The organism is Sphingomonas sp. Leaf62 (genome assembly GCF_001421915.1).
GTDB lineage: Bacteria > Pseudomonadota > Alphaproteobacteria > Sphingomonadales > Sphingomonadaceae > Sphingomonas.
This window is the reverse complement of record NZ_LMLN01000030.1, coordinates 52,911-75,167: the sequence shown is the minus strand read 5'-3', so window position 1 is coordinate 75,167 and position 22,257 is coordinate 52,911. Positions and strand designations below refer to the sequence as shown.

25 protein-coding genes are annotated in these 22,257 nt (G+C 63.1%); all 25 read left to right on the top strand.

Going from position 1 to position 22,257, the window contains the following annotated elements:
- Positions 1-368 precede the first annotated feature (368 nt).
- The 25 genes from ASE91_RS15645 (at position 369) to ASE91_RS15525 (ending at position 22,221) form a co-directional block, all read left to right on the top strand.
- Entirely contained in the window at positions 369-605 is a 237-nt protein-coding gene (locus ASE91_RS15645; RefSeq protein ID WP_055755911.1) for a ribbon-helix-helix protein, CopG family, read from the top strand.
- A complete protein-coding gene (locus ASE91_RS15640; protein WP_235530522.1) occupies positions 596-928 on the top strand; it encodes a type II toxin-antitoxin system PemK/MazF family toxin in 333 nt (110 codons plus the stop codon). Before ASE91_RS15645 ends, ASE91_RS15640 begins: the two co-directional genes overlap by 10 nt.
- A 29-nt stretch (positions 929-957) precedes the next feature.
- Positions 958-1,863 (top strand): fructose bisphosphate aldolase, encoded by a 906-nt coding sequence (locus tag ASE91_RS15635; RefSeq protein ID WP_056627795.1) that lies wholly within the window; start codon positions 958-960, stop codon positions 1,861-1,863.
- A gap of 301 nt (positions 1,864-2,164) precedes the next feature.
- Positions 2,165-2,848, top strand: a complete 684-nt coding sequence (gene thiE / locus ASE91_RS15630; protein WP_056627792.1) for a thiamine phosphate synthase — start codon at positions 2,165-2,167, stop codon at positions 2,846-2,848.
- A 58-nt stretch (positions 2,849-2,906) separates the two neighbouring features.
- Complete coding sequence (locus ASE91_RS15625; protein WP_056627788.1) at positions 2,907-3,932, top strand: L,D-transpeptidase family protein; 1,026 nt, start codon at positions 2,907-2,909, stop codon at positions 3,930-3,932.
- A gap of 12 nt (positions 3,933-3,944) precedes the next feature.
- On the top strand, positions 3,945-4,529 hold the full coding sequence (locus ASE91_RS15620) for a M23 family metallopeptidase (protein ID WP_055999403.1): 585 nt from the start codon (positions 3,945-3,947) through the stop codon (positions 4,527-4,529).
- Between the two features lie 38 nt (positions 4,530-4,567).
- Positions 4,568-5,131, top strand: coding sequence for an elongation factor P (efp, locus tag ASE91_RS15615; protein ID WP_056627785.1), 564 nt, complete (start codon positions 4,568-4,570; stop codon positions 5,129-5,131).
- A 132-nt stretch (positions 5,132-5,263) separates the two neighbouring features.
- Positions 5,264-6,079: an inositol monophosphatase family protein gene (locus ASE91_RS15610; RefSeq protein WP_056627781.1), complete on the top strand. Its 816-nt coding sequence runs from the start codon at positions 5,264-5,266 to the stop codon at positions 6,077-6,079.
- A gap of 204 nt (positions 6,080-6,283) precedes the next feature.
- Positions 6,284-6,658 (top strand): NADH-quinone oxidoreductase subunit A, encoded by a 375-nt coding sequence (locus ASE91_RS15605; RefSeq protein ID WP_055999393.1) that lies wholly within the window; start codon positions 6,284-6,286, stop codon positions 6,656-6,658.
- Positions 6,649-7,218 (top strand): NuoB/complex I 20 kDa subunit family protein, encoded by a 570-nt coding sequence (locus ASE91_RS15600; RefSeq protein ID WP_056627778.1) that lies wholly within the window; start codon positions 6,649-6,651, stop codon positions 7,216-7,218. Before ASE91_RS15605 ends, ASE91_RS15600 begins: the two co-directional genes overlap by 10 nt.
- A complete protein-coding gene (locus ASE91_RS15595) occupies positions 7,215-8,072 on the top strand; it encodes an NADH-quinone oxidoreductase subunit C (RefSeq protein WP_055999386.1) in 858 nt (285 codons plus the stop codon). The genes ASE91_RS15600 and ASE91_RS15595 overlap by 4 nt, the downstream gene beginning before the upstream one ends.
- Positions 8,072-9,295 carry an NADH-quinone oxidoreductase subunit D gene (locus ASE91_RS15590; RefSeq protein ID WP_055999383.1) on the top strand — a complete coding sequence of 408 codons (1,224 nt, stop codon included), beginning with the start codon at positions 8,072-8,074 and terminating at the stop codon, positions 9,293-9,295. The genes ASE91_RS15595 and ASE91_RS15590 overlap by 1 nt, the downstream gene beginning before the upstream one ends.
- Complete coding sequence (locus tag ASE91_RS15585; RefSeq protein ID WP_235530521.1) at positions 9,292-9,624, top strand: nuclear transport factor 2 family protein; 333 nt, start codon at positions 9,292-9,294, stop codon at positions 9,622-9,624. Before ASE91_RS15590 ends, ASE91_RS15585 begins: the two co-directional genes overlap by 4 nt.
- Positions 9,624-10,304, top strand: a complete 681-nt coding sequence (locus ASE91_RS15580; RefSeq protein WP_056627774.1) for a complex I 24 kDa subunit family protein — start codon at positions 9,624-9,626, stop codon at positions 10,302-10,304. Before ASE91_RS15585 ends, ASE91_RS15580 begins: the two co-directional genes overlap by 1 nt.
- Positions 10,301-10,471, top strand: coding sequence for a hypothetical protein (locus ASE91_RS15575; RefSeq protein WP_156357885.1), 171 nt, complete (start codon positions 10,301-10,303; stop codon positions 10,469-10,471). Before ASE91_RS15580 ends, ASE91_RS15575 begins: the two co-directional genes overlap by 4 nt.
- A gap of 2 nt (positions 10,472-10,473) precedes the next feature.
- Complete coding sequence (gene nuoF, locus ASE91_RS15570; protein WP_055999375.1) at positions 10,474-11,778, top strand: NADH-quinone oxidoreductase subunit NuoF; 1,305 nt, start codon at positions 10,474-10,476, stop codon at positions 11,776-11,778.
- Complete coding sequence (nuoG, locus tag ASE91_RS15565; RefSeq protein ID WP_056627768.1) at positions 11,778-13,793, top strand: NADH-quinone oxidoreductase subunit NuoG; 2,016 nt, start codon at positions 11,778-11,780, stop codon at positions 13,791-13,793. Before nuoF ends, nuoG begins: the two co-directional genes overlap by 1 nt.
- A gap of 26 nt (positions 13,794-13,819) precedes the next feature.
- Positions 13,820-14,845 (top strand): NADH-quinone oxidoreductase subunit NuoH, encoded by a 1,026-nt coding sequence (gene nuoH, locus ASE91_RS15560; RefSeq protein WP_443024559.1) that lies wholly within the window; start codon positions 13,820-13,822, stop codon positions 14,843-14,845.
- Complete coding sequence (gene nuoI / locus ASE91_RS15555; protein ID WP_055999366.1) at positions 14,842-15,327, top strand: NADH-quinone oxidoreductase subunit NuoI; 486 nt, start codon at positions 14,842-14,844, stop codon at positions 15,325-15,327. Before nuoH ends, nuoI begins: the two co-directional genes overlap by 4 nt.
- Positions 15,328-15,439: 112 nt before the next feature.
- Positions 15,440-16,051: an NADH-quinone oxidoreductase subunit J gene (locus ASE91_RS15550; protein ID WP_056627759.1), complete on the top strand. Its 612-nt coding sequence runs from the start codon at positions 15,440-15,442 to the stop codon at positions 16,049-16,051.
- Positions 16,048-16,353 carry an NADH-quinone oxidoreductase subunit NuoK gene (nuoK, locus tag ASE91_RS15545; RefSeq protein WP_055755914.1) on the top strand — a complete coding sequence of 102 codons (306 nt, stop codon included), beginning with the start codon at positions 16,048-16,050 and terminating at the stop codon, positions 16,351-16,353. The genes ASE91_RS15550 and nuoK overlap by 4 nt, the downstream gene beginning before the upstream one ends.
- Positions 16,354-16,387: 34 nt before the next feature.
- The gene (gene nuoL / locus ASE91_RS15540; protein ID WP_056627756.1) at positions 16,388-18,475 is read left to right on the top strand and encodes an NADH-quinone oxidoreductase subunit L; all 2,088 of its coding nucleotides are present in this window, start codon (positions 16,388-16,390) and stop codon (positions 18,473-18,475) included.
- A 37-nt stretch (positions 18,476-18,512) separates the two neighbouring features.
- Positions 18,513-20,081, top strand: coding sequence for an NADH-quinone oxidoreductase subunit M (locus ASE91_RS15535; RefSeq protein WP_056627752.1), 1,569 nt, complete (start codon positions 18,513-18,515; stop codon positions 20,079-20,081).
- On the top strand, positions 20,081-21,526 hold the full coding sequence (nuoN, locus tag ASE91_RS15530; RefSeq protein WP_056627749.1) for an NADH-quinone oxidoreductase subunit NuoN: 1,446 nt from the start codon (positions 20,081-20,083) through the stop codon (positions 21,524-21,526). Before ASE91_RS15535 ends, nuoN begins: the two co-directional genes overlap by 1 nt.
- Positions 21,493-22,221, top strand: coding sequence for a biotin--[acetyl-CoA-carboxylase] ligase (locus ASE91_RS15525; RefSeq protein ID WP_235530520.1), 729 nt, complete (start codon positions 21,493-21,495; stop codon positions 22,219-22,221). Before nuoN ends, ASE91_RS15525 begins: the two co-directional genes overlap by 34 nt.
- The last annotated feature ends 36 nt before the right edge of the window (positions 22,222-22,257 follow it).

Genomic DNA, 22,257 nt, shown 5'->3' with positions numbered 1-22,257 from the left:
GACGCGCTGTGGCGTTCGGTTTCAGGAAGGTAGTTGGTTCACGCGAAGGCGCGAAGGCGCAAAGAGAAGAGGGTTCGCGCAGGGACGCAGAGGCGTAGAGGACGTCGTCCTTGCGGATCGGACTGCCGCGCCAGCGGCCTCCAATCTGCTCGTTGCCGAAAGAATGAAGGTCTCGCTGACGCGAGACGGTACCGCGACCGCAACCCCTCCGCGTCTCCGCCTCTCTGCACGAACCAATTCTTCTCTTTGCGCCTTCGCGCCTTCGCGCGAACCAACTTCTTCTGAAACAGCCACCCGCAAAACAACCAGCTTGATCCCAACCGCAACCTGCCGTACCCGTTCAACACGTTAAACGGAGGTGGCACCGGGTGCTAGGCGTACGACTCGATACCGAGCTGGAAGAGCGGCTGGCCAACGTCGCCCGGTCGCAGGGCCGTTCCAAGAGCGACATCGCCCGCGATGCCGTCCGTCGGTACGTCGAACTCCATGACGAAGCGTTTCGCGCCGAAGCCCGTCGCCAGTCCGAACGCGCCGCCGCGCGCGACGACGGTGCCGACTGGGCGTTTTTCGATCGCGTCGAAGCGGAGGACGGCCGGTGGAAATAGGCCGCGGCATGATCGTGCTGGTCGAAGGACCCGAGGCACTGGCCAACAAGCGCCGACCCTTTCTGGTCGTGCAATCCGACCTGTTCAACGAAGCGCACGCCTCGGTCACGCTCGTCCCGATGACCAGCCTGACCGGTGGCGAGACGCTGTTCCGCGTGCCCTTCGCCCCATCCGACGCGACCGGGGTCTCGGTCGAAAGCGAGGCGCAGGTCGACAAGATCAAGACATTGCGCCGCAGCCGCATCGTCCGCGTCCTCGGTCAGGCAACGGCAACATCGATGGAGCAGGTGGATCAGGCGCTGCGGCGCTGGCTCGCCCTCTGACATTTTCTTGAGAACCCAAGGGGATCGACATGAATACCGCTGACATGACTGCGAAGATTGCCGACGGACAGGGTTTCATCGCCGCGCTCGACCAGAGCGGCGGTTCGACGCCGAAGGCGCTGAAGGGCTATGGCGTCGAGGACGATGCGTGGAGCACCGACGAGGAGATGTTCGGCCTGATCCACGACATGCGTGCCCGTATCATCCTGTCGGACGCGTTCACCGGCGACAAGGTGATCGGCGCGATCCTGTTCGAACGCACCATGAACGGGCAGGCGGGCGGCAAGCCGGTGCCGCAGGCGCTGGCCGATAAGGGCGTCGTGCCGTTCCTGAAGATCGACAAGGGGTTGGAGGACGAAGCGAACGGCGTGCAGCTGATGAAGCCGAACCCCGGTCTTGACGAACTGCTCGCCCATGCCGCCGCGCTGGGCATCTTTGGCACCAAGGAACGCTCGGTCATCAACCTCGCCAACCGCGAAGGCATTGCCGCGGTTGTCCAGCAGCAGTTCGAGGTCGCGGCGCAGGTGCTCGCCGCCGGGCTGATGCCGATCATCGAACCCGAAGTGAACATCAAGAGTGCCGAGCGTGCGCAAGCCGACGCGATCCTGCTCGACGAAACGCTGAAGGCGCTCGACGCGATGCCGGGCGATGACAAGGTCATGCTGAAGCTGTCGCTGCCGGCCACGCCGGGCCTGTTCCAGCCGCTGGTCGACCATCCGCGCGTGCTGCGCGTCGTGGCACTGTCGGGCGGGTTCGGCCGCACCGAAGCCTGCGCCGAACTGGCCAAGAACCCCGGTATCATCGCCAGCTTCAGCCGCGCGCTGCTGTCGGACCTGCGTCACCAGATGACTGACGCCGAATTCGACGCGGCACTGGGTGAAGCGATCGACGAAATCCACTGCGCCTCGACCGAAAAGACGCTGGTCGCTGCGTAACGCTTTCCTACCGATCGCGAACCGTGACAAAAGGGCATCGGACGTTCGCGCGTCCGGTGCTCTTTGCCATCGTAGCCAGACGCGGTGCCATACCGTCACCCTAGACTCGATCCGGAACCCAGGGTGAGGATCACCAATCGGCCCGGCACTGCGACACCCGCACCAACCATGTGCAAGTGTGACTTTCGTGACCTTTGGCCCGCGATCGTCATCCGCAGCAATCGCGCGCGAGTGTGACTTTTGTGACCTTTGGCCCCCACGCGCCCTTCCACCCGCCGCGCGGCTGGGGCAGGGAGGGGCCATGACCCTTGACGAAGATCCGCTCGGCCCGCTCTCCCCCGATTTCGCGAAGCAGTTCGTCCGCGACGTGCGCCGCCCGCCGTGCCAGCTCTATCTGGTTTCGCCGCTCGACGTGACCGGCGCCTTTCCCGACCGGCTTGCCCGCGCGCTCGACGCGGGTCCGGTCGCCGCCTTCCAGTTCCGGGTAAAGGACATCGACCAGCACGCCGCGGCGCGTCTGGCCGAACCGCTCCAGCGCATCTGCGCCGACCGGGACGTCGCGTTCCTCGTCAACGACAGCATCAGCCTCGCCAAGCGGCTGGGTGCCGACGGCGTCCATCTGGGACAGGAGGACGGCGACCCACGCGAGGCGCGCGACGTGCTCGGCCTCAACGCCCAGATCGGCGTGACCGCGCACGACAGCCGCCACCTCGCGATGGAGGCGGGGGAGGCCGGTGCCGACTATGTCGCCTTCGGTGCTTTCTACCCGACCACGACCAAGGACGTGCGGCACGTCGCCGAACCGGTGATCCTGTCATGGTGGTCGGCGGTGTTCGAACTGCCCAGCGTCGCGATTGGCGGGATCACCCCCGCCAACGCCGCGCCGCTGGTCGCTGCCGGCGCGGACTTCCTCGCCGTCTCGGGCGCGGTGTGGAGCGGCGACGAAGCCGCCGCCGTCCGCGCCTTTGCCGAGGTTCTCGGATAGTCGGAAACGTCTTTGCCGTCCGATCGTTATCCAGCCTCAACGACTTTGGGGACGGGTGATGAAGCGACTGGCATGGGCGGCGATCCTGATGGGCGGCGCGGCGATGGCGCAGGCACCGACGCCCGCACCGTCATCGTCCGCGACACCGAAGCCCGCAACGAAGGGGCTGCCGGCGATCGATCGGAACGTCCTGCACGCGCAGGTCCTGCTCGACCGGCACGGCTTCACCGTCGGCACGATCGACGGTCGGGACAGCCCGGCCTTCGCCAAGGCGTTGCGCGGTTTCCAGTCGGCCCGTGATCTGCCCGTCACCGGCAAGCTTGACCCTGCGACCCTGCGCGCGCTCAACCCCGGAATGCGTCCGGCGACGGTCACGCTGACCCTGTCCGAACGCGCGCTCGCCGGTCCGTACACCAACCCGATCCCGAAGGAATATGCCGATCAGGCGAAGCTGACCACGCTCGGCTATCGCTCCCCGCTCGAAAAGCTGGCCGAGATGTTCCACACCACCCCCGCCACGCTGGTCGCGCTCAACAGCCGCGAGACGATGCTGAGCGTGGGCACCCGCGTCGTCTTCCCCAACATTCTTCCTGCCTCGCGTGCTTATCCCGACACTTGGTCGCCCGAATATCGCCAGACGCTCGCCAATCTGAACGTCGATGCGAATCAGCCGCAGGCCGACCGCGTCGTCGTCGACAAGTCGGAAGGATGGCTGCGCGCCTATGCCGGCGACCGCATCCTCGCCCAGTTTCCGGCGACGATGGGGTCGTCGCACGATCCGCTGCCGATCGGCAAATGGACGATTCAGGGCGTCGCTCCCAATCCCGACTGGCAATATAATCCGGCCATCCTGCGCCACGCCGACAAGTCGGACAGCAAGGAGATCGTGCCCCCCGGCCCGAACAATCCGGTCGGCGTGGTCTGGATCGACCTGTCGAAGGAGCATTACGGCATCCACGGCACGCCCGAGCCGCAGAATATCGGCAAGACCGAAAGCAATGGCTGTATCCGCCTGACCAACTGGGACGCGGCCCGCCTGTCGCTGATGGTCAAGCCTGGCACTCCGGCGATCTTCCAGCCATAAGGGCAAGGGGCTATGAACCGGATCGGCTGGACGTTTCTCGGTCTCTTCTTCGCGCTCGCCGCGCTCGCCGCGCTACTGGTCGATTTCGGCAGAGCGGCGGCACCGCGGCGGGCCGCAAACCCACCGGTGTCGATAGAAAAGGCTCCGACGGGAATGCTGGTCCTGCCGGTACGGGGCGTGCGCTGGACCGATATCCGGGACAGCTGGGGCGAAAGCCGCAGCGGCGGATCGCGCGGCCATACCGGCACCGACATCATGGCCGCCGGCGGCACGCCCGTCGTCGCGGCAGCGGACGGCGTCGTCGAGAAGCTGTTCTACAGCGACGGGGGCGGCGGGGTGACCGCCTATGTCCGGGCTCCCGACCGGCGGCTGTCCTATTATTATGCGCACCTCGCCAACTACGCGCCGGGTCTGCGCGAAGGCATGCCGGTGCGCGCCGGTGAAACGATCGGGACGGTCGGCGATACCGGCAACGCCGGAACGGGAAACACCCATCTGCATTTCGGCATCGAACGGCTGCTGCCCGATGAAGCCTGGCACCAGGGCCGCGCGATCGATCCCTATCCGCTGCTTGCCCGCGGACGGACTGAGCGGTAAGGGCGCTGCTTCGCTCTTTCCAACAGGTATGGTTCGTCATGAAGATCAGCGGCGTCGACATTCGCCCCGGCAACATCATCGAGTATGAAGGCGGCATCTGGCGCGCGGTGAAGATCCAGCATACACAGCCGGGCAAGGGCGGCGCCTATATGCAGGTCGAGCTGAAGAACCTGCGCGACGGCCGCAAGAACAACGTCCGTTTCCGCTCCGCCGAAAGCGTCGAGCGGATCCGCCTCGATACCAAGGACTTTCAGTTCCTGTATCCCGAAGGCGACATGCTGGTGTTCATGGACAAGATTACCTACGATCAGGTGTCGTTGCCGCGCGACCTGCTGGGCGACGCTGCCGCGTTCCTGCAGGACGGCATGGACGTCGTGATGGAAATGTATGACGAGGAAGCGATCAGCGTCCAGTTGCCCGACACGATCGAGGCGACGATCCTCGAAGCCGATGCGGTCGTAAAGGGGCAGACGGCGTCGTCGTCCTACAAGCCGGCCGTCCTCGACAACGGCGTTCGCGTAATGGTCCCGCCACACATCGCGGCCGGTACGCGGATCGTGGTCGATGTGTATGAGCAGACCTATGTAAGGCGGGCGGATTGAGGCGCAGCGGCCGGACGGAATAGCAGCTGCTATTCCGCCGAGCCGCAAGCCCGGCCGGCGCGCGAACGCGCGACCGACGACGCGGGCTTCGCCCGCGGCGCTGCCAAGTAGAAACAAGCAGGAACAGAAGAAATGTCCGCCCAGTCCGGTCTCATCACCGTCATCGAACGCGCCGTCCGCAAGACCGGCCCGCGCCTGCGCCGCGATTTCGGCGAGGTCCAGCATCTGCAGGTCAGCCGCAAGGGGCCGGCCGACTTCGTGTCGCTGGCCGACAAGCGCGCCGAGGAAACGCTGGTCGAGGAACTGCGCAAGGCACGGCCCGACTGGGGCATGTTGCTGGAAGAGGGCGGCGAGGTTGCGGGCGACCCGACCAAGCCGCGCTGGATCGTCGATCCGCTAGATGGCACCAATAACTTCCTGCACGGTATCCCGCATTTCGCGATCTCGGTCGCGGTCGAGGAGCCGAACGGCGCGGGCGGCAAGCCTGAGATTACGACGGCGATGGTCTACAACCCGATCACCGACGAAGGCTTTTGGGCCGAAAAGGGCCGGGGCGCATGGCTGCAGGGGCAACGGTTGCGCGTATCGTCGCGTCGCGACCTGTCGGAGGCACTGATCGCGACCGGCATCCCGTTCCTCGGCCATGGCAATTTTACCGAGTGGACCCGGATCTTCGGTGCGGTCGCCCCGGAAGTCGCCGGCATCCGCCGCTTCGGGGCAGCCGCTCTCGACCTCGCCTATGTCGCAGCGGGCCGTTTCGACGGCTTCTGGGAATCGGGCTTGCAGAAGTGGGATATTGCCGCTGGCATGTTGCTGGTGCGCGAGGCGGGCGGCTTCGTCACCGATTACCGTGGTGCCGATCGCGCCTATGAAAAGGGCGAGGTGCTGGCCAGCAACGAACAGATGCAGACGCGTCTGCACAAGCTGGTCGCCGGCGCCCTTCGCTGAGCCTGTAAAGATCTGCCCGGCCGCGTGGTCGGGTACTGAAGACAAGCGCGTTGACCCCCAGGCGGTACCTGCGGGGGTGTAAACCGTGCCGTATCCGGTATCGGCGGAAATGAGAGTGATTCTCATCCTGTTCCGCCCTTGATGCCCCCGCGGCATCGGCCTAAAGCCGGCTCCATCCATACCGCAACCGCGAGAGACCCTGCCTTGGTCGACCTGTCGCAATATCTGCCGATCCTGATGTTCCTGGGCATTGCCTTGGTCCTGTCGACGGCGTTCGTCGTACTGCCGATGGTGGCATCGCGTTTCACCGGTTCGCATAAGCCGACACCGGAAAAGCTGACCGAATATGAATGCGGCTTTCCCGCGTTCGAGGATTCGCGCAGCCAATATGACGTACGCTTTTATCTGGTCGCGATCCTGTTCATCATCTTCGATCTGGAAGCAGCATTCCTATATCCTTGGGCAGTGTCGGTTTTTGACCTCGGCTGGACCGCGTGGGTGTCGATGATGGTCTTCATCGGCGAATTGGCGCTGGGTCTCGTATATGCTTGGAAGATGGGAGCTCTCGAATGGGAGTAGAACTGACGACGCCGCCGCACGGATTCGGCGCGGGCAACGTGGCCGGTGTGCCGGTGCAGGCTCCCGATCAGGGTTTCTTCAACGACCTGAACGGCGAACTGACCGACAAGGGCTTTCTGGTCACTTCGGCCGAAGACCTGTTTCAGTGGGCGCGCACCGGGTCGCTGTGGTGGATGACGTTCGGGCTCGCCTGCTGCGCGGTCGAAATGATCCACGTCAACATGCCGCGCTATGACATGGAGCGGTTTGGCGCTGCCCCGCGTGCATCGCCGCGCCAGTCGGACGTGATGATCGTCGCCGGTACGCTGTGCAACAAGATGGCCCCGGCACTGCGTCGCGTCTACGACCAGATGTCGGAACCGAAATACGTCATTTCGATGGGTAGCTGCGCCAATGGCGGCGGCTATTATCATTATAGCTACAGCGTCGTTCGCGGCTGCGATCGCGTGGTGCCGGTCGACATCTACGTTCCTGGTTGCCCGCCAACCGCAGAAGCGTTGCTCTACGGCGTAATGCAGCTGCAGCGGAAAATCCGTCGTTCGGGGAGCATCGAACGGTGAGGGCGCCTGCACCCCGCTACGCACCCAATGACGGCGTGGTCGAGACGGCGACGGCGGTACTTGGCGATATGCTGGTCCACGCGCAGGATCTGGTCGGCGAAGTGTCGCTGACCGTCGATCGCGATCGACTGGTCATTGCGATGGAAACGTTGCGCGATACGCCGGGGCTCAAATACGAGATGCTGGCCGAGATTGCCGGCGTAGACTATCCCGAGCGGGCCGAACGGTTCGACGTCGTTTATCATCTCCTGTCGATGACACGGAACCATCGCATCCGTGTGCGCGTGACGACCGATGAGGAACTGCCGGTGCCGTCGGTAACTGGCATCTGGTACAATGCCGGCTGGCTCGAACGTGAAGTGTACGACATGTACGGCGTACTATTCACGGGCAATGCCGATCTGCGCCGTATCCTAACCGATTACGGCTTTCGCGGCCATCCGTTGCGCAAGGACTTCCCGCTGACCGGCTATGTAGAAATGCGCTACTCGGAAGAAGCCAAGCGCGTCGTCTACGAACCGGTCAAACTGGCACAGGATTTCCGCACCTTCGACTTTATGAGCCCATGGGAAGGCGCCGAATACGTCTTGCCGGGTGATGAGAAGGCTGCCGAGCCGAAGCCTGCCGTGGGACAGGCTCCCGGTGCACAGTCGACGGCGACTGCCGATCAGGTCAAGCGCGCCGATGAACGGACCAAGGATGCTGCGCCGCAGGTCGATAAGCCCAAGGTGACCGAAGGTTCGGCCGATACCGGCGCGGGTAAGCCGCATCCCGGTAATCAGGCCGACAGCAAGCCGGTCGATCCCGACGTTCCTTCGCCCGATGCGACGGCTTCGTCCGCGGAGAATAAGTGATGGCCGATTACGATCACCAGATCGACGCCGCCAACCCGACCCCAGGCGACGTCGAAATCCAGAACTACACGATCAACTTCGGTCCGCAGCATCCGGCTGCACACGGTGTGTTGCGTCTTGTCACCGAACTGGACGGCGAGATCATCGAACGGATCGACCCTCACGTCGGTCTGCTCCACCGTGGCACCGAAAAGCTGATCGAGTACAAAACGTACGCGCAGGCGTTACCGTACATGGACCGGCTCGATTACTGCTCGCCGATGTGCATGGAGCACAGCTACGTCCTCGCGGTCGAAAAGCTGCTTGATATCGAGGTGCCGTTGCGTGCCCAGTATCTGCGTGTGTTCTTTGCCGAGCTGACCCGTATCATGAACCACATGCTGAACCTTGGTTCGCATGTCATGGACGTGGGCGCGATGACGCCGAACCTGTGGATGTTCGAGCTGCGCGAAGATACGATGAATTTCTACGAGCGGGCATCGGGCGCCCGGATGCATGCGAACTTCCTGCGTGCGGGTGGCATTCGTCAGGACGTTCCGCTCAAGCTGCTGACCGATATCGCCGAATGGCTCGACACGCGTCTGCCGCGTCTGTTCGGCGATGCAATCAGCCTCGTCGCGGAAAACCGCATCTTCAAACAGCGCAATGTCGACATCGCCATCGTCAGCCGGGAGGACGCGGTGCGCTGGGGCTTCTCCGGCCCGATGATTCGTGGCGCGGGTATCCCGTGGGACATCCGTAAGGCGCAGCCGTATGACGCCTATGACCGGGTCGAGTTCGACGTGCCGGTCGGCACGCGCGGCGACTGCTACGACCGGTTCATGGTCCGCGTCGAGGAAGTGTACCAGTCGGCACGCATCATGAAACAATGTCTGGCACAGATGCCCGAAGGGCCGATCGCCAGCGACGACCGCAAGGTCGTGCCACCCAAGCGTGGCGAGATGAAGCAGTCGATGGAAGCACTGATCCATCACTTCAAGCTCTACACGGAAGGCTATCATGTGCCCGCCGGCGAAGTCTATGTTGCGACCGAAAGCCCCAAGGGCGAATTCGGCATCTACATGGTTTCGGACGGCAGCAACAAGCCGTACCGGGTGAAGATCCGACCGACCGCGTTCAGCCATCTGCAGGCGATGGATTTCATGTCGAAGGGGCATATGCTCGCGGACATCACCGCCATTTTGGGTGCGATGGACATCGTGTTCGGGGAGTGCGACCGTTGAGCCGCCTCGATACCGTGATGGCGATGATGGAGCGCTACAATGCGCGCGACGCGGGCGGTTATGCCGCCTTCTTCGCTGATGACGGCTGTGAAGCCCAGTACCGTGGTGACGTGGTTCGTGACGGCCGCGCTGGCGTGGAAAGCGGCATGGCGACGGTCTTTGCCGAATTTCCGCAGAACCATGCCGAAGTCCTGCAGTCGTTCGAACTGGGCGAGCGCGTCGTACTGCACGAACGCGTCCGCCGTTCGGCCGACGCCGAACCGTTCGACGTGATGACCGTCTATTCGTTCAGCGGCGACAAAGTCAGCCGCGTGGAGTTTATTCGCTGATGGCCGACGCCCCCAACATCCCCGACGAAGCGGAGGTCCGCGCGCGCTGGGGCAATTTCGCCTGGAACCCCGCCAACGCCGAGAAGGCACGCGAGATCGTCGCGCGCTATCCTGAAGGGCGGCAGCAGTCGTGCACCATCCCGTTCCTCGACCTTGCCCAGCGGCAGGTCGGAGCCGAGACGCATACCCAGGGTTGGTTGCCAGTACCGGTAATCGAGTTCGTCGCGCGTGAACTCGGCATGGCCTATATGCGGGTGTACGAGGTCGCGACCTTCTATACGATGTTCAATCTCGCGCCGGTTGGCCGCTATCATGTGCAGGTCTGCGGCACGACGCCATGCATGCTGCGGGGATCGGATGACGTGTTCGCGGCGTGCAAAAATCGTGGACTGACCAAGGGTAAGACTACGCCCGACGGCCTATTCACGCTGACCGAGGTCGAGTGCATGGGCAATTGCGCGTCGGCGCCGATGGTCCAGATCAACGACGACAATTACGAAGATCTCGACTATGATCGTATGACCGCGATCCTCGAGGCGTTGGGCAAAGGCGAATGGCCCCAACCCGGTACGCAGGAGCCGGGCCGGCACACCGTCGAACCGGTCGGTGAACCGACCAACCTCGCCGCGATGATGACCGAGAATCACGATTACCGATCCGAATGGGGAACGGCTTCGTGAGGGCGCTGGGCAGCCTGTTGATTGCGGCACTGGTCGGTGTCGTCGTGTTGTGGATCGCGCTCGAACTGTTCGTTGGCGCGCTGAAACTTCTCGGCGTCGCCATCGGCATCGCTACGATGGTTGCCGTTTATTTTGTCGCCGAAAAGGCGATCGGGAAGGGACGATAAGGATGCTGGCCGACAAGGATCGCATCTTCACCAACGTGTACGGGTTCCAGCCATGGAACCTCGACGCCGCCGTGATGCGGGGCGATTGGGACAATACCAAGGCGCTGTTGCAGCTTGGTCCCGACACGATCATCGACCGGATCAAGGCGTCGGGCTTGCGCGGACGCGGCGGTGCAGGGTTTCCGACCGGCACCAAATGGTCGTTCATGCCGAAGGCTCCCAAGCCCGACCGGCCGAACTTCCTCGTCATCAACGCCGACGAATCCGAGCCGGGTTCGTGCAAGGATCGCGAGATCATCCGCCACGATCCGCACAAGCTGATCGAAGGCGCGCTGGTCGCGGGCTTCGCGATGCGTGCGCGGGCGGCGTACATCTACATTCGCGGCGAATATATTCGCGAGGCCGAAACGCTGTTCGCGGCGATCGCCGAAGCCTATGCCAAGGGTCTGCTTGGCAAAAATGCTTGCGGCTCGGGCTATGACTTCGACGTCTTCGCGCACCGTGGCGCAGGGGCGTATATCTGCGGCGAAGAGACCGCGATGCTCGAAAGCCTCGAGGGCAAGAAGGGCCAGCCCCGTCTGAAGCCGCCTTTTCCGGCCGGGGCCGGACTTTATGGCTGCCCGACGACGGTTAACAATGTCGAGTCGATCGCGGTCGTGCCGACGATCCTGCGCCGCAGTCCCGAATGGTTCGCCAGCTTCGGTGCGGAGAATAACCGTGGGACCAAGTTGTTCCAGATCAGCGGGCATGTGAACCGGCCGTGTGTCGTCGAGGAATCGATGAGCATCCCGTTCCGCGAGCTGATCGACAAGCATTGCGGGGGCATTCGCGGTGGCTGGGACAATCTGCTCTGCGTCATCCCCGGCGGATCGTCGGTGCCGCTGGTCAAGGCCGAGCACATCATCGACGCGCCGATGGATTTCGATGGCCTGAAGGCAGTCGGATCGGGCCTCGGCACTGCGGCGGTGATCGTCATGGACAAGTCGACCGACGTCGTCCGCGCGATCAGCCGGCTCAGCTATTTCTACAAGCATGAAAGCTGTGGCCAGTGCACGCCTTGCCGCGAAGGCACGGGCTGGATGTGGCGGGTGATGGAGCGGCTGCGCACCGGCGACGCCGAGCTGTCCGAAATCGACATGCTGCAACAGGTCACCAAGCAGGTCGAAGGCCATACGATCTGCGCGCTGGGCGACGCGGCGGCATGGCCGATCCAGGGCCTGATCAAGAATTTCCGCCCCGAACTCGAGCGGCGGATCAACGAGAAGAACGGCGGCGGGATGTCGCCCATGATGGAAGCGGCCGAATAATGCCGAAGGTAAAAGTAGACGGGGTCGAAGTCGAAGTGCCGCAGGGCGCGACGGTCCTTCAGGCTTGCGAAGCGGCGGGCAAGGAAATTCCGCGCTTCTGCTATCACGAACGGCTGTCGATCGCCGGCAATTGCCGGATGTGTCTGGTCGAGGTGAAGCCGGGACCGCCCAAGCCGCAGGCTTCGTGCGCGCTGCCCGCCGCCGATAACCAGGAAATCCGCACCGACAGCGCGATGGTGAAGGCCGCGCGCGAGGGCGTGATGGAGTTCCTGCTCATCAACCACCCGCTCGATTGCCCGATTTGCGATCAGGGTGGCGAGTGTGACCTGCAGGACCAGTCGGTCGCCTATGGTCGGGGCCAGTCGCGTTATGATGAGAACAAGCGCGCGGTCACCGAAAAATATATGGGGCCGATCGTCAAGACGGTGATGACACGCTGCATCCAGTGCACGCGCTGCATCCGTTTTGCCGAGGAGGTCGCCGGGGTCGAGGAAATCGGCGCGATCTATCGCGGCGAGAATATGCAGATCACCAGCTATCTCGAGCAGGCGGTATCGAGCGAGCTGTCGGGCAATATCGTCGATCTGTGCCCGGTCGGTGCGCTGACGTCGAAGCCCTATGCGTTCGAGGCGCGTCCGTGGGAGCTCAAGAAGACGCTCGCCATTGACGTGATGGACGCGGTCGGCACCAATATCCGTCTCGACAGCCGTGGGCGGCAGGTGTTGCGTTGCGTTCCGCGGATCAACGAAGACGTCAATGAGGAATGGGCGCACGACAAGACGCGCCATGCCGTCGACGGTCTGGTCCGTCGCCGTCTCGACAAGCCTTATGTCCGGAAGGACGGCAAGCTGGTCGCGGCCGAATGGGACGACGCCTTCGCTGCCATCGCGGCGGTCAATGCGGGAGCGTCGGTTGCGGCGATCGCGGGCGACCTGCTCGATTGCGAGACCATGTTCGCGGCCAAGGCGCTGGTGAATGCACTGGGTTCGTCGCTGCTGGAAGGGCGGCAGACGGGCATGGACTACGACGTCACCAATCTCGGTGCCGTCGCATTCAACTCGACGATCGCGGGCGTAGAGGATGCCGATGCGATCCTGCTGGTCGGGACCGATCTGCGTCATGAAGCCCCCCTCATCAACACGCGTGTCCGCAAGGCGATCAAGAAGGGGGCGCGGGTGTTCGCGATCGGCCTTAATGTCGATCTAACGTACAAGGCGGAATGGCTGGGCGACGATCTCGGTCTGCTCGGTGGTCTGCCCGACCGTGCAGCCGAAGCGATGGATGCGGCCAAACGGCCGATGGTCATCGTCGGTCCCGCCGCGCTCCGGAACGGTCACGGCGCGTCCTTGAAGCTGGCGAAAGACGGCAATCTGGTCCGAACGCTCGAGGATGGCACGACGTGGAACGGCTTCAATGTCGTTCACCTTGCGGCCGCGCGGATGGGCGCGCTGATGCTCGGCTATGCGCAGTCCGGCGGTATCGCCAATATCGTCGCGGCGAGCCCGAAGTTGGTATTCTTCCTCGGTGCCGATGAAGTCGACTTCAGCAATTTCGCTGGCGCGACCAAGGTGTATGTCGGCCATCATGGCGACAAGGGCGCGGCGGCGGCGGATATCGTCCTGCCGGGAGCGAGCTATGCCGAAAAGGCCGGCACCTACGTCAACATGGAAGGCCGTGTGCAGCGGGGTGACCGCGCGGTGTTCCCGCCAGGTGACGCCCGCGAGGACTGGACGATTTTCCGCGCGCTGGCGGAAGTGCTTGGCGTGACGCTGCCGTTCGATGATTTCAACGGCGTCCGTGCGGCGATGGCGGCGGCCGTGCCCGAACTGGGTCAGGAAGGTCTGGTACGGTTTGACTGGAACCCGCCGGTACTCGACGTTAAGGCCTCGGGGACGGTGACCTACCCGGTGACCGACTTCTATCTGACCAACGCGATCTGCCGGGCCAGCCCGACGATGCAGCGTTGTTCGGCCGAACTTGTCCATGGCCAGGATTTCGCGGAGGCCGCCGAGTGACCTCGTTTTTCGAAACTACTGTCGGCATGCCCTATGGCTGGGCGTGGACCGTTGCGACGCTGATCGGCATTCTGGTCATCGCCTTGCCGCTGATGCTGGCGGTGGCGATGATCATTTACGCCGATCGCAAGATCTGGGCGGCGATGGCGCTGCGGCGTGGTCCCAACGTCGTTGGCCCGTTCGGGCTGCTCCAGTCGTTTGCCGACGGCCTGAAGGTGTTTCTGCAGGAAACGATCGTGCCGTCGTCGGCCAATCGCGGCCTGTTCCTGCTGGCGCCGATCATCACCTTCACCGTCGCGCTGATTGTGTGGGCAGTGATCCCGTTTGACGTCGGGGTGGTGGTGGCGGACATCAATGTCGGTCTGCTCTACATTCTCGCCGCCTCGTCGCTCGGCGTCTACGGCGTCATCATTTCGGGTTGGGCGTCGAACTCAAAATATCCGTTCTATTCGGCGCTGCGTGCCGCCGCGCAGATGGTCAGCTATGAAGTCGCGATCGGCTTCGTGCTGCTCTCGGTGGTGCTGTGGGCCGGATCGTTCAACCTGACGACGATCGTCCTCGAACAGCGAGCGCATATCTTCGGCTTCATCAATGGTTTCGGTTTCAACCCATTGCTGTTTCCGATGGCGGTGGTGTTCCTGATTTCCTCGCTTGCCGAGACGGCGCGCGCCCCGTTCGACTTGACCGAGGCGGAATCGGAGCTGGTCGCGGGCTACCAGACCGAATATTCGTCGATGGCGTTCGCGCTGTTCTGGCTCGGCGAATATGCCAACGTCATCCTGATGTGCGCGCTGAATGCGCTGCTGTTCTGGGGCGGGTGGCTGCCGCCGGTCGATTGGGCTCCGCTCTATCTCGTGCCGGGCATCATCTGGTTTCTCGCGAAGACCTTCTTCTTCTTCTTCGTGTTCAGCTGGATCAAGGCAACGGTTCCCCGGTACCGCTATGACCAACTGATGCGGCTTGGCTGGAAGATCTTCCTGCCGCTGTCGCTGACCTTCGTTTTCCTCGTGTCGGGCTGGCTGATGATCCAGCGCGTAGGATTGCCAGCATGAGTATCGCCCAGACCATCCGATCGTTCACTCTGTGGGAGTTCGTGAAAGCGCACGCGCTGACGCTGCGGTACTTCTTCAAAGCCAAGGCAACGATCAACTATCCGTACGAGAAGAATCCGATCTCGCCCCGCTTCCGCGGCGAGCATGCGCTGCGTCGTTATCCCAATGGCGAAGAGCGCTGCATCGCGTGCAAGCTGTGCGAGGCGGTATGTCCCGCGCTGGCGATCACGATCGAGGCCGAGCCGCGCCAGGACGGCAGTCGCCGGACGACCCGCTACGACATCGACATGACCAAGTGCATCTATTGCGGTTTGTGTCAGGAGGCTTGCCCGGTCGATGCGATCGTCGAAGGGCCGAATTTCGAATTCGCCACCGAAACGCGGGAGGAGCTGATCTATCACAAGGACAAGCTGCTCGCGAATGGTGACCGCTGGGAACGCGCGATTGCCGCGAACCTTGCGAGCGACGCGCCCTATCGGTAATGGCGCGCATATTCCGTACCGGCGGGGACGAGAAACCTCGCTTCGCCGGCCAATCGATTAGCGTTTCGTCCCGCAGCAACACGCGGGGCGGGCAGGGGGAAGAGCAGCGCTCGTGATCCAGACACTCGCCTTCTATCTGTTCGCCACGGTCGTGGTGGCATCGGCTGCGCTGACGATCACGTCGCGCAACCCGGTCCATTCGGTGCTGTGGCTGATCCTCGCCTTCTTCAACGCGGCGGGCCTGATGGTCCTGTGCGGAGCTGAATTCATCGCGATGCTCCTCGTCATCGTCTATGTCGGCGCGGTCGCGGTCCTGTTCCTGTTCGTGGTCATGATGCTCGACATCGACTTCACCGAATTGCGCGCCGGCTTCGTTCGGTACCTGCCTGCCGGGCTGGCGCTGGCGGTGCTGCTCGCCGTCGAACTCATCGTCGGTGCCTATGCATGGACGGCGGCCCGGATCGACCTTGCGCGGCGCATCGCGCCGACCGAAGCGGCGGTGCCGAATATCGAGGCAATCGGCCGGCTGCTGTATTCGCGCTATCTCTATGTTTTCGAGGGTGTCGGGCTGGTCCTGCTGGTCGCGATGATCGGTGCGATCGTGCTGACGCAGCGCAAGCGGGCGGATGCCAAGGCGCAGAACATCAATCGCCAGATCAACCGTCGTGCGAAGGATGCCGTTCGCAACGTCAATCAGCCCATTGGGCAGGGGGTGGAGCTGTGATCGGACTGACCCATTATCTGGTCGTCGCGGCGATCCTGTTCACGTTGGGGGTGCTCGGCATCTTCCTGAACCGCAAGAATCTGATCGTCATCCTGATGTCGATCGAACTGATCCTGCTGGCGGTGAATATCAATTTCGTGGCCTTCTCGGCACAGCTGGGCGACCTCGTCGGTCAGATTTTTGCGATGTTCGTACTGGCCGTCGCCGCCGGGGAGAGCGCGATCGGGCTGGCCATCATGGTCATCTATTTCCGTGGTCGCGGTTCCATCGCGGTCGACGACGTCAACCGGATGAAGGGGTGATGCCGGTGGCTTTTCGGGTTTCGGGGGTGCTTTCGTGAGCGCCATCCATATCGTCGTGTTCCTGCCGCTGCTGGCATCGATCGTCGCGGGACTGTTGAACCGCGCTTTCGGTATCGCGGTGCCGAAGATCATCACGACCGCCGGGCTGTTGATCGCGGCCGCGCTGTCGTGGTCGATCTTTATCCCGTTCCTGACCGGCGCGGCGCAGGCGAATGTGGCCCCGGTGTCGACCTGGATTCTGTCGGGCGGCATGGACATCGCATGGGAATTGCGGGTCGATGCGTTGACCGCGGTCATGCTGGTCGTCATCACCAGTGTGTCCGCGCTCGTCCACCTCTATAGCTGGGGCTATATGAGCGAGGACCCCGATCAGCCGCGCTTTTTCAGCTACCTGTCGCTGTTCACCTTCGCGATGCTGATGCTCGTGACTGCAAACAATCTGGTGCAGATGTTCTTCGGTTGGGAAGGCGTCGGCCTGGCATCGTATCTGTTGATCGGTTTCTGGTTCAAGAAGCCGTCGGCAAATGCCGCCGCGATCAAGGCGTTCGTCGTCAACCGCGTCGGCGACCTTGGCTTTATGCTCGGCATCTTCGGCACCTATCTGGTGTTCGGTACGATTTCGATCCCGGCAATTCTCGAAGCCGCGCCGTCGATGGCCGGTTCGACCATTGGTTTCCTGTGGTTCCGTGCCGACACGATGACGGTGCTCTGCCTGCTGCTGTTCGTCGGTGCGATGGGCAAGTCGGCGCAACTTGGCCTGCACACGTGGCTGCCGGATGCGATGGAAGGCCCGACCCCGGTGTCGGCGCTGATCCACGCGGCGACGATGGTCACCGCTGGCGTTTTCATGGTGTGCCGTCTGTCGCCGATGTTCGAAACCTCGCCCACGGCGCTAGCCGTCGTGACGGGCATCGGTGCTGCGACCTGCCTGTTCGCTGCGACGATCGGGCTGGTCCAGACCGACATCAAGCGCGTCATCGCCTATTCAACCTGTTCGCAACTCGGCTATATGTTCTTTGCGGCGGGCGTCGGGGCTTACGGCGCGGCGATGTTCCACCTGTTCACGCACGCCTTCTTCAAGGCGCTGCTGTTCCTAGGTGCCGGCTCGGTCATCCATGCGATGCACCATGAACAGGACATGCGGTATTATGGTGGCCTGCGGAAGCATATCCCGCTGACCTTTTGGGCGATGATGGCGGGTACGCTCGCGATCACCGGTGTCGGTATCTACGAGGTGGGCGGTTTTGCCGGCTATCACTCGAAAGATGCGATCCTTGAAGCAGCCTGGGCGGCGGGTCCGCGCGGCTATGGTGCCTTCTATGTCGGTACCTTCGCGGCGCTGCTCACCAGTTTCTATTCGTGGCGGTTGATGTTCCTGACCTTCTTCGGGAAGCCTCGTTGGGTCGGGTCGGAGCATATCCAGCACGCGGTCCATGATGCGCACGGTCATCGCGGGCACGACGATCATGCGCATCACGACGCACATCCGGCCGCCGAAGACGCGGGTCATGCCCCGTCGACCCATGACGCGCATGCGACCGATGTCGTCGAAGGTACGGCGGGCTATCATCCGCATGAGAGCCCGATCGTAATGCTGATCCCGCTGATCGTGCTGACGGTTGGTGCGGTCGCTGCCGGCTATGTCTTCAACCATTGGTTCATCGGCGGGGACGCCGGCGAGACGTTCTGGAAGGGCAGCCTGTTCTACAACGAGCATCTGATGCACGCGATGCACGAGGTGCCGGTGCTGGTGAAGTTGGCCGCGACCATCGTGATGCTGATCGGGCTGGCGAGTGCATTCTACGTCTATATCCTGCGGCCGGGTACGGCGGCGGCGATCGCGGACACGTTCCGCGTGCTGCATCGCTTCCTGCTCAACAAATGGTATTTCGACGAGTTGTATCATTTGCTCTTCGTCCGTCCGGCCTTTGCGTTTGGCCGTTTCTTCTGGAAGCGCGGCGACGAACAGACGATCGACCGCTTCGGTCCAGATGGGTCTGCGGCACTGGTCGGCTTTTCCAGCCGCCTCGCGGTCAGAATGCAGACCGGCTATCTCTACACCTATGCCTTTGTCATGCTGATCGGCCTGACGGCGGCAGTTACCTGGGCGATCGCGTCGTGATGCGCGGTTTCAAGCAATTGGTTCGGGGGAATAACTCGTGAACGGCTTCCCGATCCTGTCGGTGATGCTGCTGGTACCGGCGGTCGCAGCGATGCTGTGCCTGTTCGTATCAGCGAACGGAGCGCGCTGGACGGCGTTGGTCGCCACGCTGGTCAACTTCGTGTTGGGCGTACTTCTTTGGGCCAACTACGATATCGGCGGCGCGCAGTGGCAGTTTGTCGAGGCACCGGCGCTCGGTGACTTCGGCGTGTTCCGCTATGCGCTCGGCATCGATGGTTTCGCGTTGATGCTGATCATGCTCAGCGTCTTCCTGATGCCGATCTGTATCGGTGCTTCGTGGAAGTCGGTGACCAATCGCGTGCCGGAATATATGGCGCTGTTCCTGAGCGTCGAGGTGCTGATGATCGGCACCTTCGCAGCGCAGGATCTGCTGCTGTTCTACGTGTTCTTTGAAGCCGGCCTGATCCCGATGTACCTGATCATCGGGATATGGGGCGGGGCGAACCGCATCTATGCATCGTACAAGTTCTTCCTGTACACGCTGCTCGGCTCGCTGCTGATGCTGATTGCGATGATCTACATGATCCGCACGGCAGGTACCTCGGATATCCCGACGCTGATGGCGTATGATTTCCCGGTACAGGTGCAGACATGGCTGTGGCTCGCCTTCTTCGCGTCGTTTGCTGTCAAGATGCCAATGTGGCCGGTCCATACCTGGTTGCCCGACGCCCACGTGCAGGCACCGACTGCCGGTTCGGTCATTCTGGCGGGCGTGTTGCTGAAGCTCGGCGGCTATGGCTTTCTGCGCTTCTCGCTTCCGATGTTCCCGGAGGCCTCGGGCGAACTGACTTGGCTGATCCTGACGCTGTCGGCGATCGCGGTGGTCTACACCTCGCTCGTGGCGCTGGTGCAGTCGGACATGAAGAAGCTGATTGCCTATTCCTCGGTCGCGCACATGGCGATCGTGACCATCGGCCTGTTCGCCTTCAACCAGCAGGGGATCGAAGGCGCAATGATCGTGATGCTCAGCCACGGGCTGGTGTCGGGCGCGCTGTTCCTGTGCGTCGGCATCATCTACGACCGTCTGCATACCCGCGAGATCGCGCGCTATGGTGGTTTGGCGATCAATATGCCGCGCTATGCCGTGTTCTTCCTGCTGTTCACCATGGCGTCGATCGGCCTGCCGGGTACGTCGGGTTTCGTCGGCGAGTTCCTGAGCCTTGCCGGTACCTATCGGGTTTCGACATGGGCGGCGTTGATCTGCACGACCGGTATCATCCTTGGTGCTGCCTATTCGCTTTATCTCTACCGCCGTATCGTCCTTGGTGATCTGGTGCATGACGATGTGAAGGCGATGCGCGACGTGTCGATGCGCGAACTGGCGATGCTGGCACCGATCGCAGCGGTTGTGTTGTGGATGGGCGTCTACCCCGAGAGCTTCCTTGCGCCGATGCGCAAGGATGTCGGTGTCCTGCTCGCTCGCATCGAACGGGCAGCGCCAGCTTCGGACTCACAGCCGACTGCCGGCAGTCCGGCGGCGGCGGCGGCGAAAGCCGCGGAACATGGAACGGGCGGCGGTGAAGCGGCGCACGGGGAATCGCACTGATGAGCTACGCCGAACAACTTTCGATGACTCTGCCCGAGTTGGTTCTCGCAGTCGGGGCGATCGTCCTGATGCTGGTATCGGCATGGGGCAAGCAGGCGGCAACACGCAGCGTCAGCATCGCGGCGGTCTTCGTACTGGCGGGGGCCGGCGTCGCGCTGATCGGTAATGGATCGTCGGGTGGTACTGCCTTTGGTGGCATGTATCGCGCGGATGCCTTTGCGGCGTTTGCCAAGGTGCTGATCTATTTCGCATCGGCCGTCGCGATCATCATCGCCCCCCGTTTCTTCGAACGGACCAGCGGCGACGATCTGAAGCCCGAATATCCGGTGCTGATCCTGTTGTCGGCCTGCGGCATGGGCATGATGGTCTCGGCGTCGGACCTGCTGCTGCTGTATGTCGGGCTCGAGCTGCAAAGCCTTGCGGCCTATGTGCTGGCGAGCTTCATGCGCCGTGATACGCGTTCGGCCGAGGCGGGCCTGAAGTATTTCGTGCTCGGTGCGCTGGCGTCGGGCATCCTACTCTATGGCATCAGCCTGGTATATGGCTTTTCCGGCACGACGCTGTTCACCGATATCGCGACGGCCTATGCCGGGCCGCGCAACATGGGCTTGTTGTTTGGGCTGGTGTTCGTGTTCGCGGGCATCGCGTTCAAGCTGGCGGCGGTGCCGTTCCACATGTGGACGCCGGACGTGTATGAGGGCGCACCGACCCCGGTGACCGCGTTTTTCGCGTCCGCACCCAAGGTCGCGGCGATGGCGATGGCGTTGCGCGTCGCTGTCGAGGCGATGGGTCCGGCGGTGGACCAGTGGCGGCAGATCGTGGTCTTTGCTGCACTCGCCTCGATCCTGCTCGGCGCGGTGGGCGCGATCGGTCAGACGAACGTCAAGCGGCTGCTGGCCTATTCGTCGATCAACAATGTCGGCTTCGCGCTGATCGGACTGGCCGCCGGTTCGTCGCAGGGCGTGGCGGGCGTGTTGTTCTATCTCGCCGTCTATGTCGTGATGACGCTGGGTTCGTTCCTCGTTGTCCTGCAGATGCGGGGCAGCGACGGGCAGCCGCTGGAAACGCTGGCGAGCCTTTCGGGCCTGTCGCGGACGCGCCCGGCCCTCGCGCTGGCGCTGGCGATCTTCATGTTTTCGCTCGCCGGTATCCCGCCGTTGTTCGGCTTCTGGGCCAAATACGCGGTGTTCGATGCGGCGGTGCAGGCTGGCCTGTTCCCGCTGGCGGTCATCGGAATCGCGGCCTCGACGATCGGTGCCTATTATTATCTGCGCGTCGTCAAGACGATGTACTTCGACGAACCGGCACCGGAGTTCCTGCGCGAACCGGCGTTGGTTGAGGGCGGTTTGACGCTTGCTGCGGCGGTGGTGATCTCGCCGGTCAGCCTGTTCCTGATCCCGGCGCTGTCGGCGTGGTCGCTGACGGCGGCTCGGGCACTGTTCTGACGATTCGGGTTGTCGGCGAGACCGGGTCGACCAATGCCGACCTGATCGCCGCTGCCGCGACCGGAGCCGAGGAAGGCCTCTGGTTGCGGGCCGAACGTCAATCGGCGGGGCGAGGTCGGTTAGGGCGGAACTGGGCGGACGGTGCGGGCAATTTATTTGCCAGCACGATCGTTCGGTTGCGTCCTCATGATCCGCCGGCGCATACCCTGACGCTGGTCGCCGCAGTCGCCTTGGCCGAAGCGGTTGCGGCGTTTGCGCCGGGGATCGCGACGATCAAATGGCCGAACGATCTGATGGTCGGCGATGCGAAGCTGTCCGGTATTCTGCTCGAACGATCCGGCAATGCGGTGGTCATCGGCTTCGGCGTCAATCTTTCCTCGCATCCAATGCTTCCCGACCGATCGACCACCTCCCTCGCAGCGGAAGGTGTCAGCGTCGGGCCAGACGCGTTGCTCGTGAAGCTTTGCGACCGTTTTGCGGTTTGGGTCGCGCGGTGGCGGATGGGCGATCTGTCGATCGTCCGCAGTACTTGGGAAAAGATGGCGCATCCTGTCGGCACATCGCTTCGCGTGCGGTTGCCCGACGGTCGTGAGCAATCGGGACGGTTCGCCGGCCTTGAAGTCGATGGAGCGTTGCGGTTGATCGATCAGGGCGGCAAGCCGGTAATCGTCCACGCTGGCGATGTTTCGGCGTGAAGCGGTCGTTACAATGCGTGTGCGGCATGGCGGAGC

Bases quoted from the DNA above. Each gene is read 5' to 3' on its own strand.
- ASE91_RS15635 (WP_056627795.1), top strand. From the start codon at position 958: ATGAATACCGCTGACATGACTGCGAAGATTGCCGACGGACAGGGTTTC.
- thiE (WP_056627792.1), top strand. From the start codon at position 2,165: ATGACCCTTGACGAAGATCCGCTCGGCCCGCTCTCCCCCGATTTCGCG.
- ASE91_RS15625 (WP_056627788.1), top strand. From the start codon at position 2,907: ATGAAGCGACTGGCATGGGCGGCGATCCTGATGGGCGGCGCGGCGATG.
- ASE91_RS15620 (WP_055999403.1), top strand. From the start codon at position 3,945: ATGAACCGGATCGGCTGGACGTTTCTCGGTCTCTTCTTCGCGCTCGCC.
- efp (WP_056627785.1), top strand. From the start codon at position 4,568: ATGAAGATCAGCGGCGTCGACATTCGCCCCGGCAACATCATCGAGTAT.
- ASE91_RS15610 (WP_056627781.1), top strand. From the start codon at position 5,264: ATGTCCGCCCAGTCCGGTCTCATCACCGTCATCGAACGCGCCGTCCGC.
- ASE91_RS15600 (WP_056627778.1), top strand. From the start codon at position 6,649: ATGGGAGTAGAACTGACGACGCCGCCGCACGGATTCGGCGCGGGCAAC.
- ASE91_RS15590 (WP_055999383.1), top strand. From the start codon at position 8,072: ATGGCCGATTACGATCACCAGATCGACGCCGCCAACCCGACCCCAGGC.
- ASE91_RS15580 (WP_056627774.1), top strand. From the start codon at position 9,624: ATGGCCGACGCCCCCAACATCCCCGACGAAGCGGAGGTCCGCGCGCGC.
- nuoF (WP_055999375.1), top strand. From the start codon at position 10,474: ATGCTGGCCGACAAGGATCGCATCTTCACCAACGTGTACGGGTTCCAG.
- nuoG (WP_056627768.1), top strand. From the start codon at position 11,778: ATGCCGAAGGTAAAAGTAGACGGGGTCGAAGTCGAAGTGCCGCAGGGC.
- nuoH (WP_443024559.1), top strand. From the start codon at position 13,820: ATGCCCTATGGCTGGGCGTGGACCGTTGCGACGCTGATCGGCATTCTG.
- nuoI (WP_055999366.1), top strand. From the start codon at position 14,842: ATGAGTATCGCCCAGACCATCCGATCGTTCACTCTGTGGGAGTTCGTG.
- nuoN (WP_056627749.1), top strand. From the start codon at position 20,081: ATGAGCTACGCCGAACAACTTTCGATGACTCTGCCCGAGTTGGTTCTC.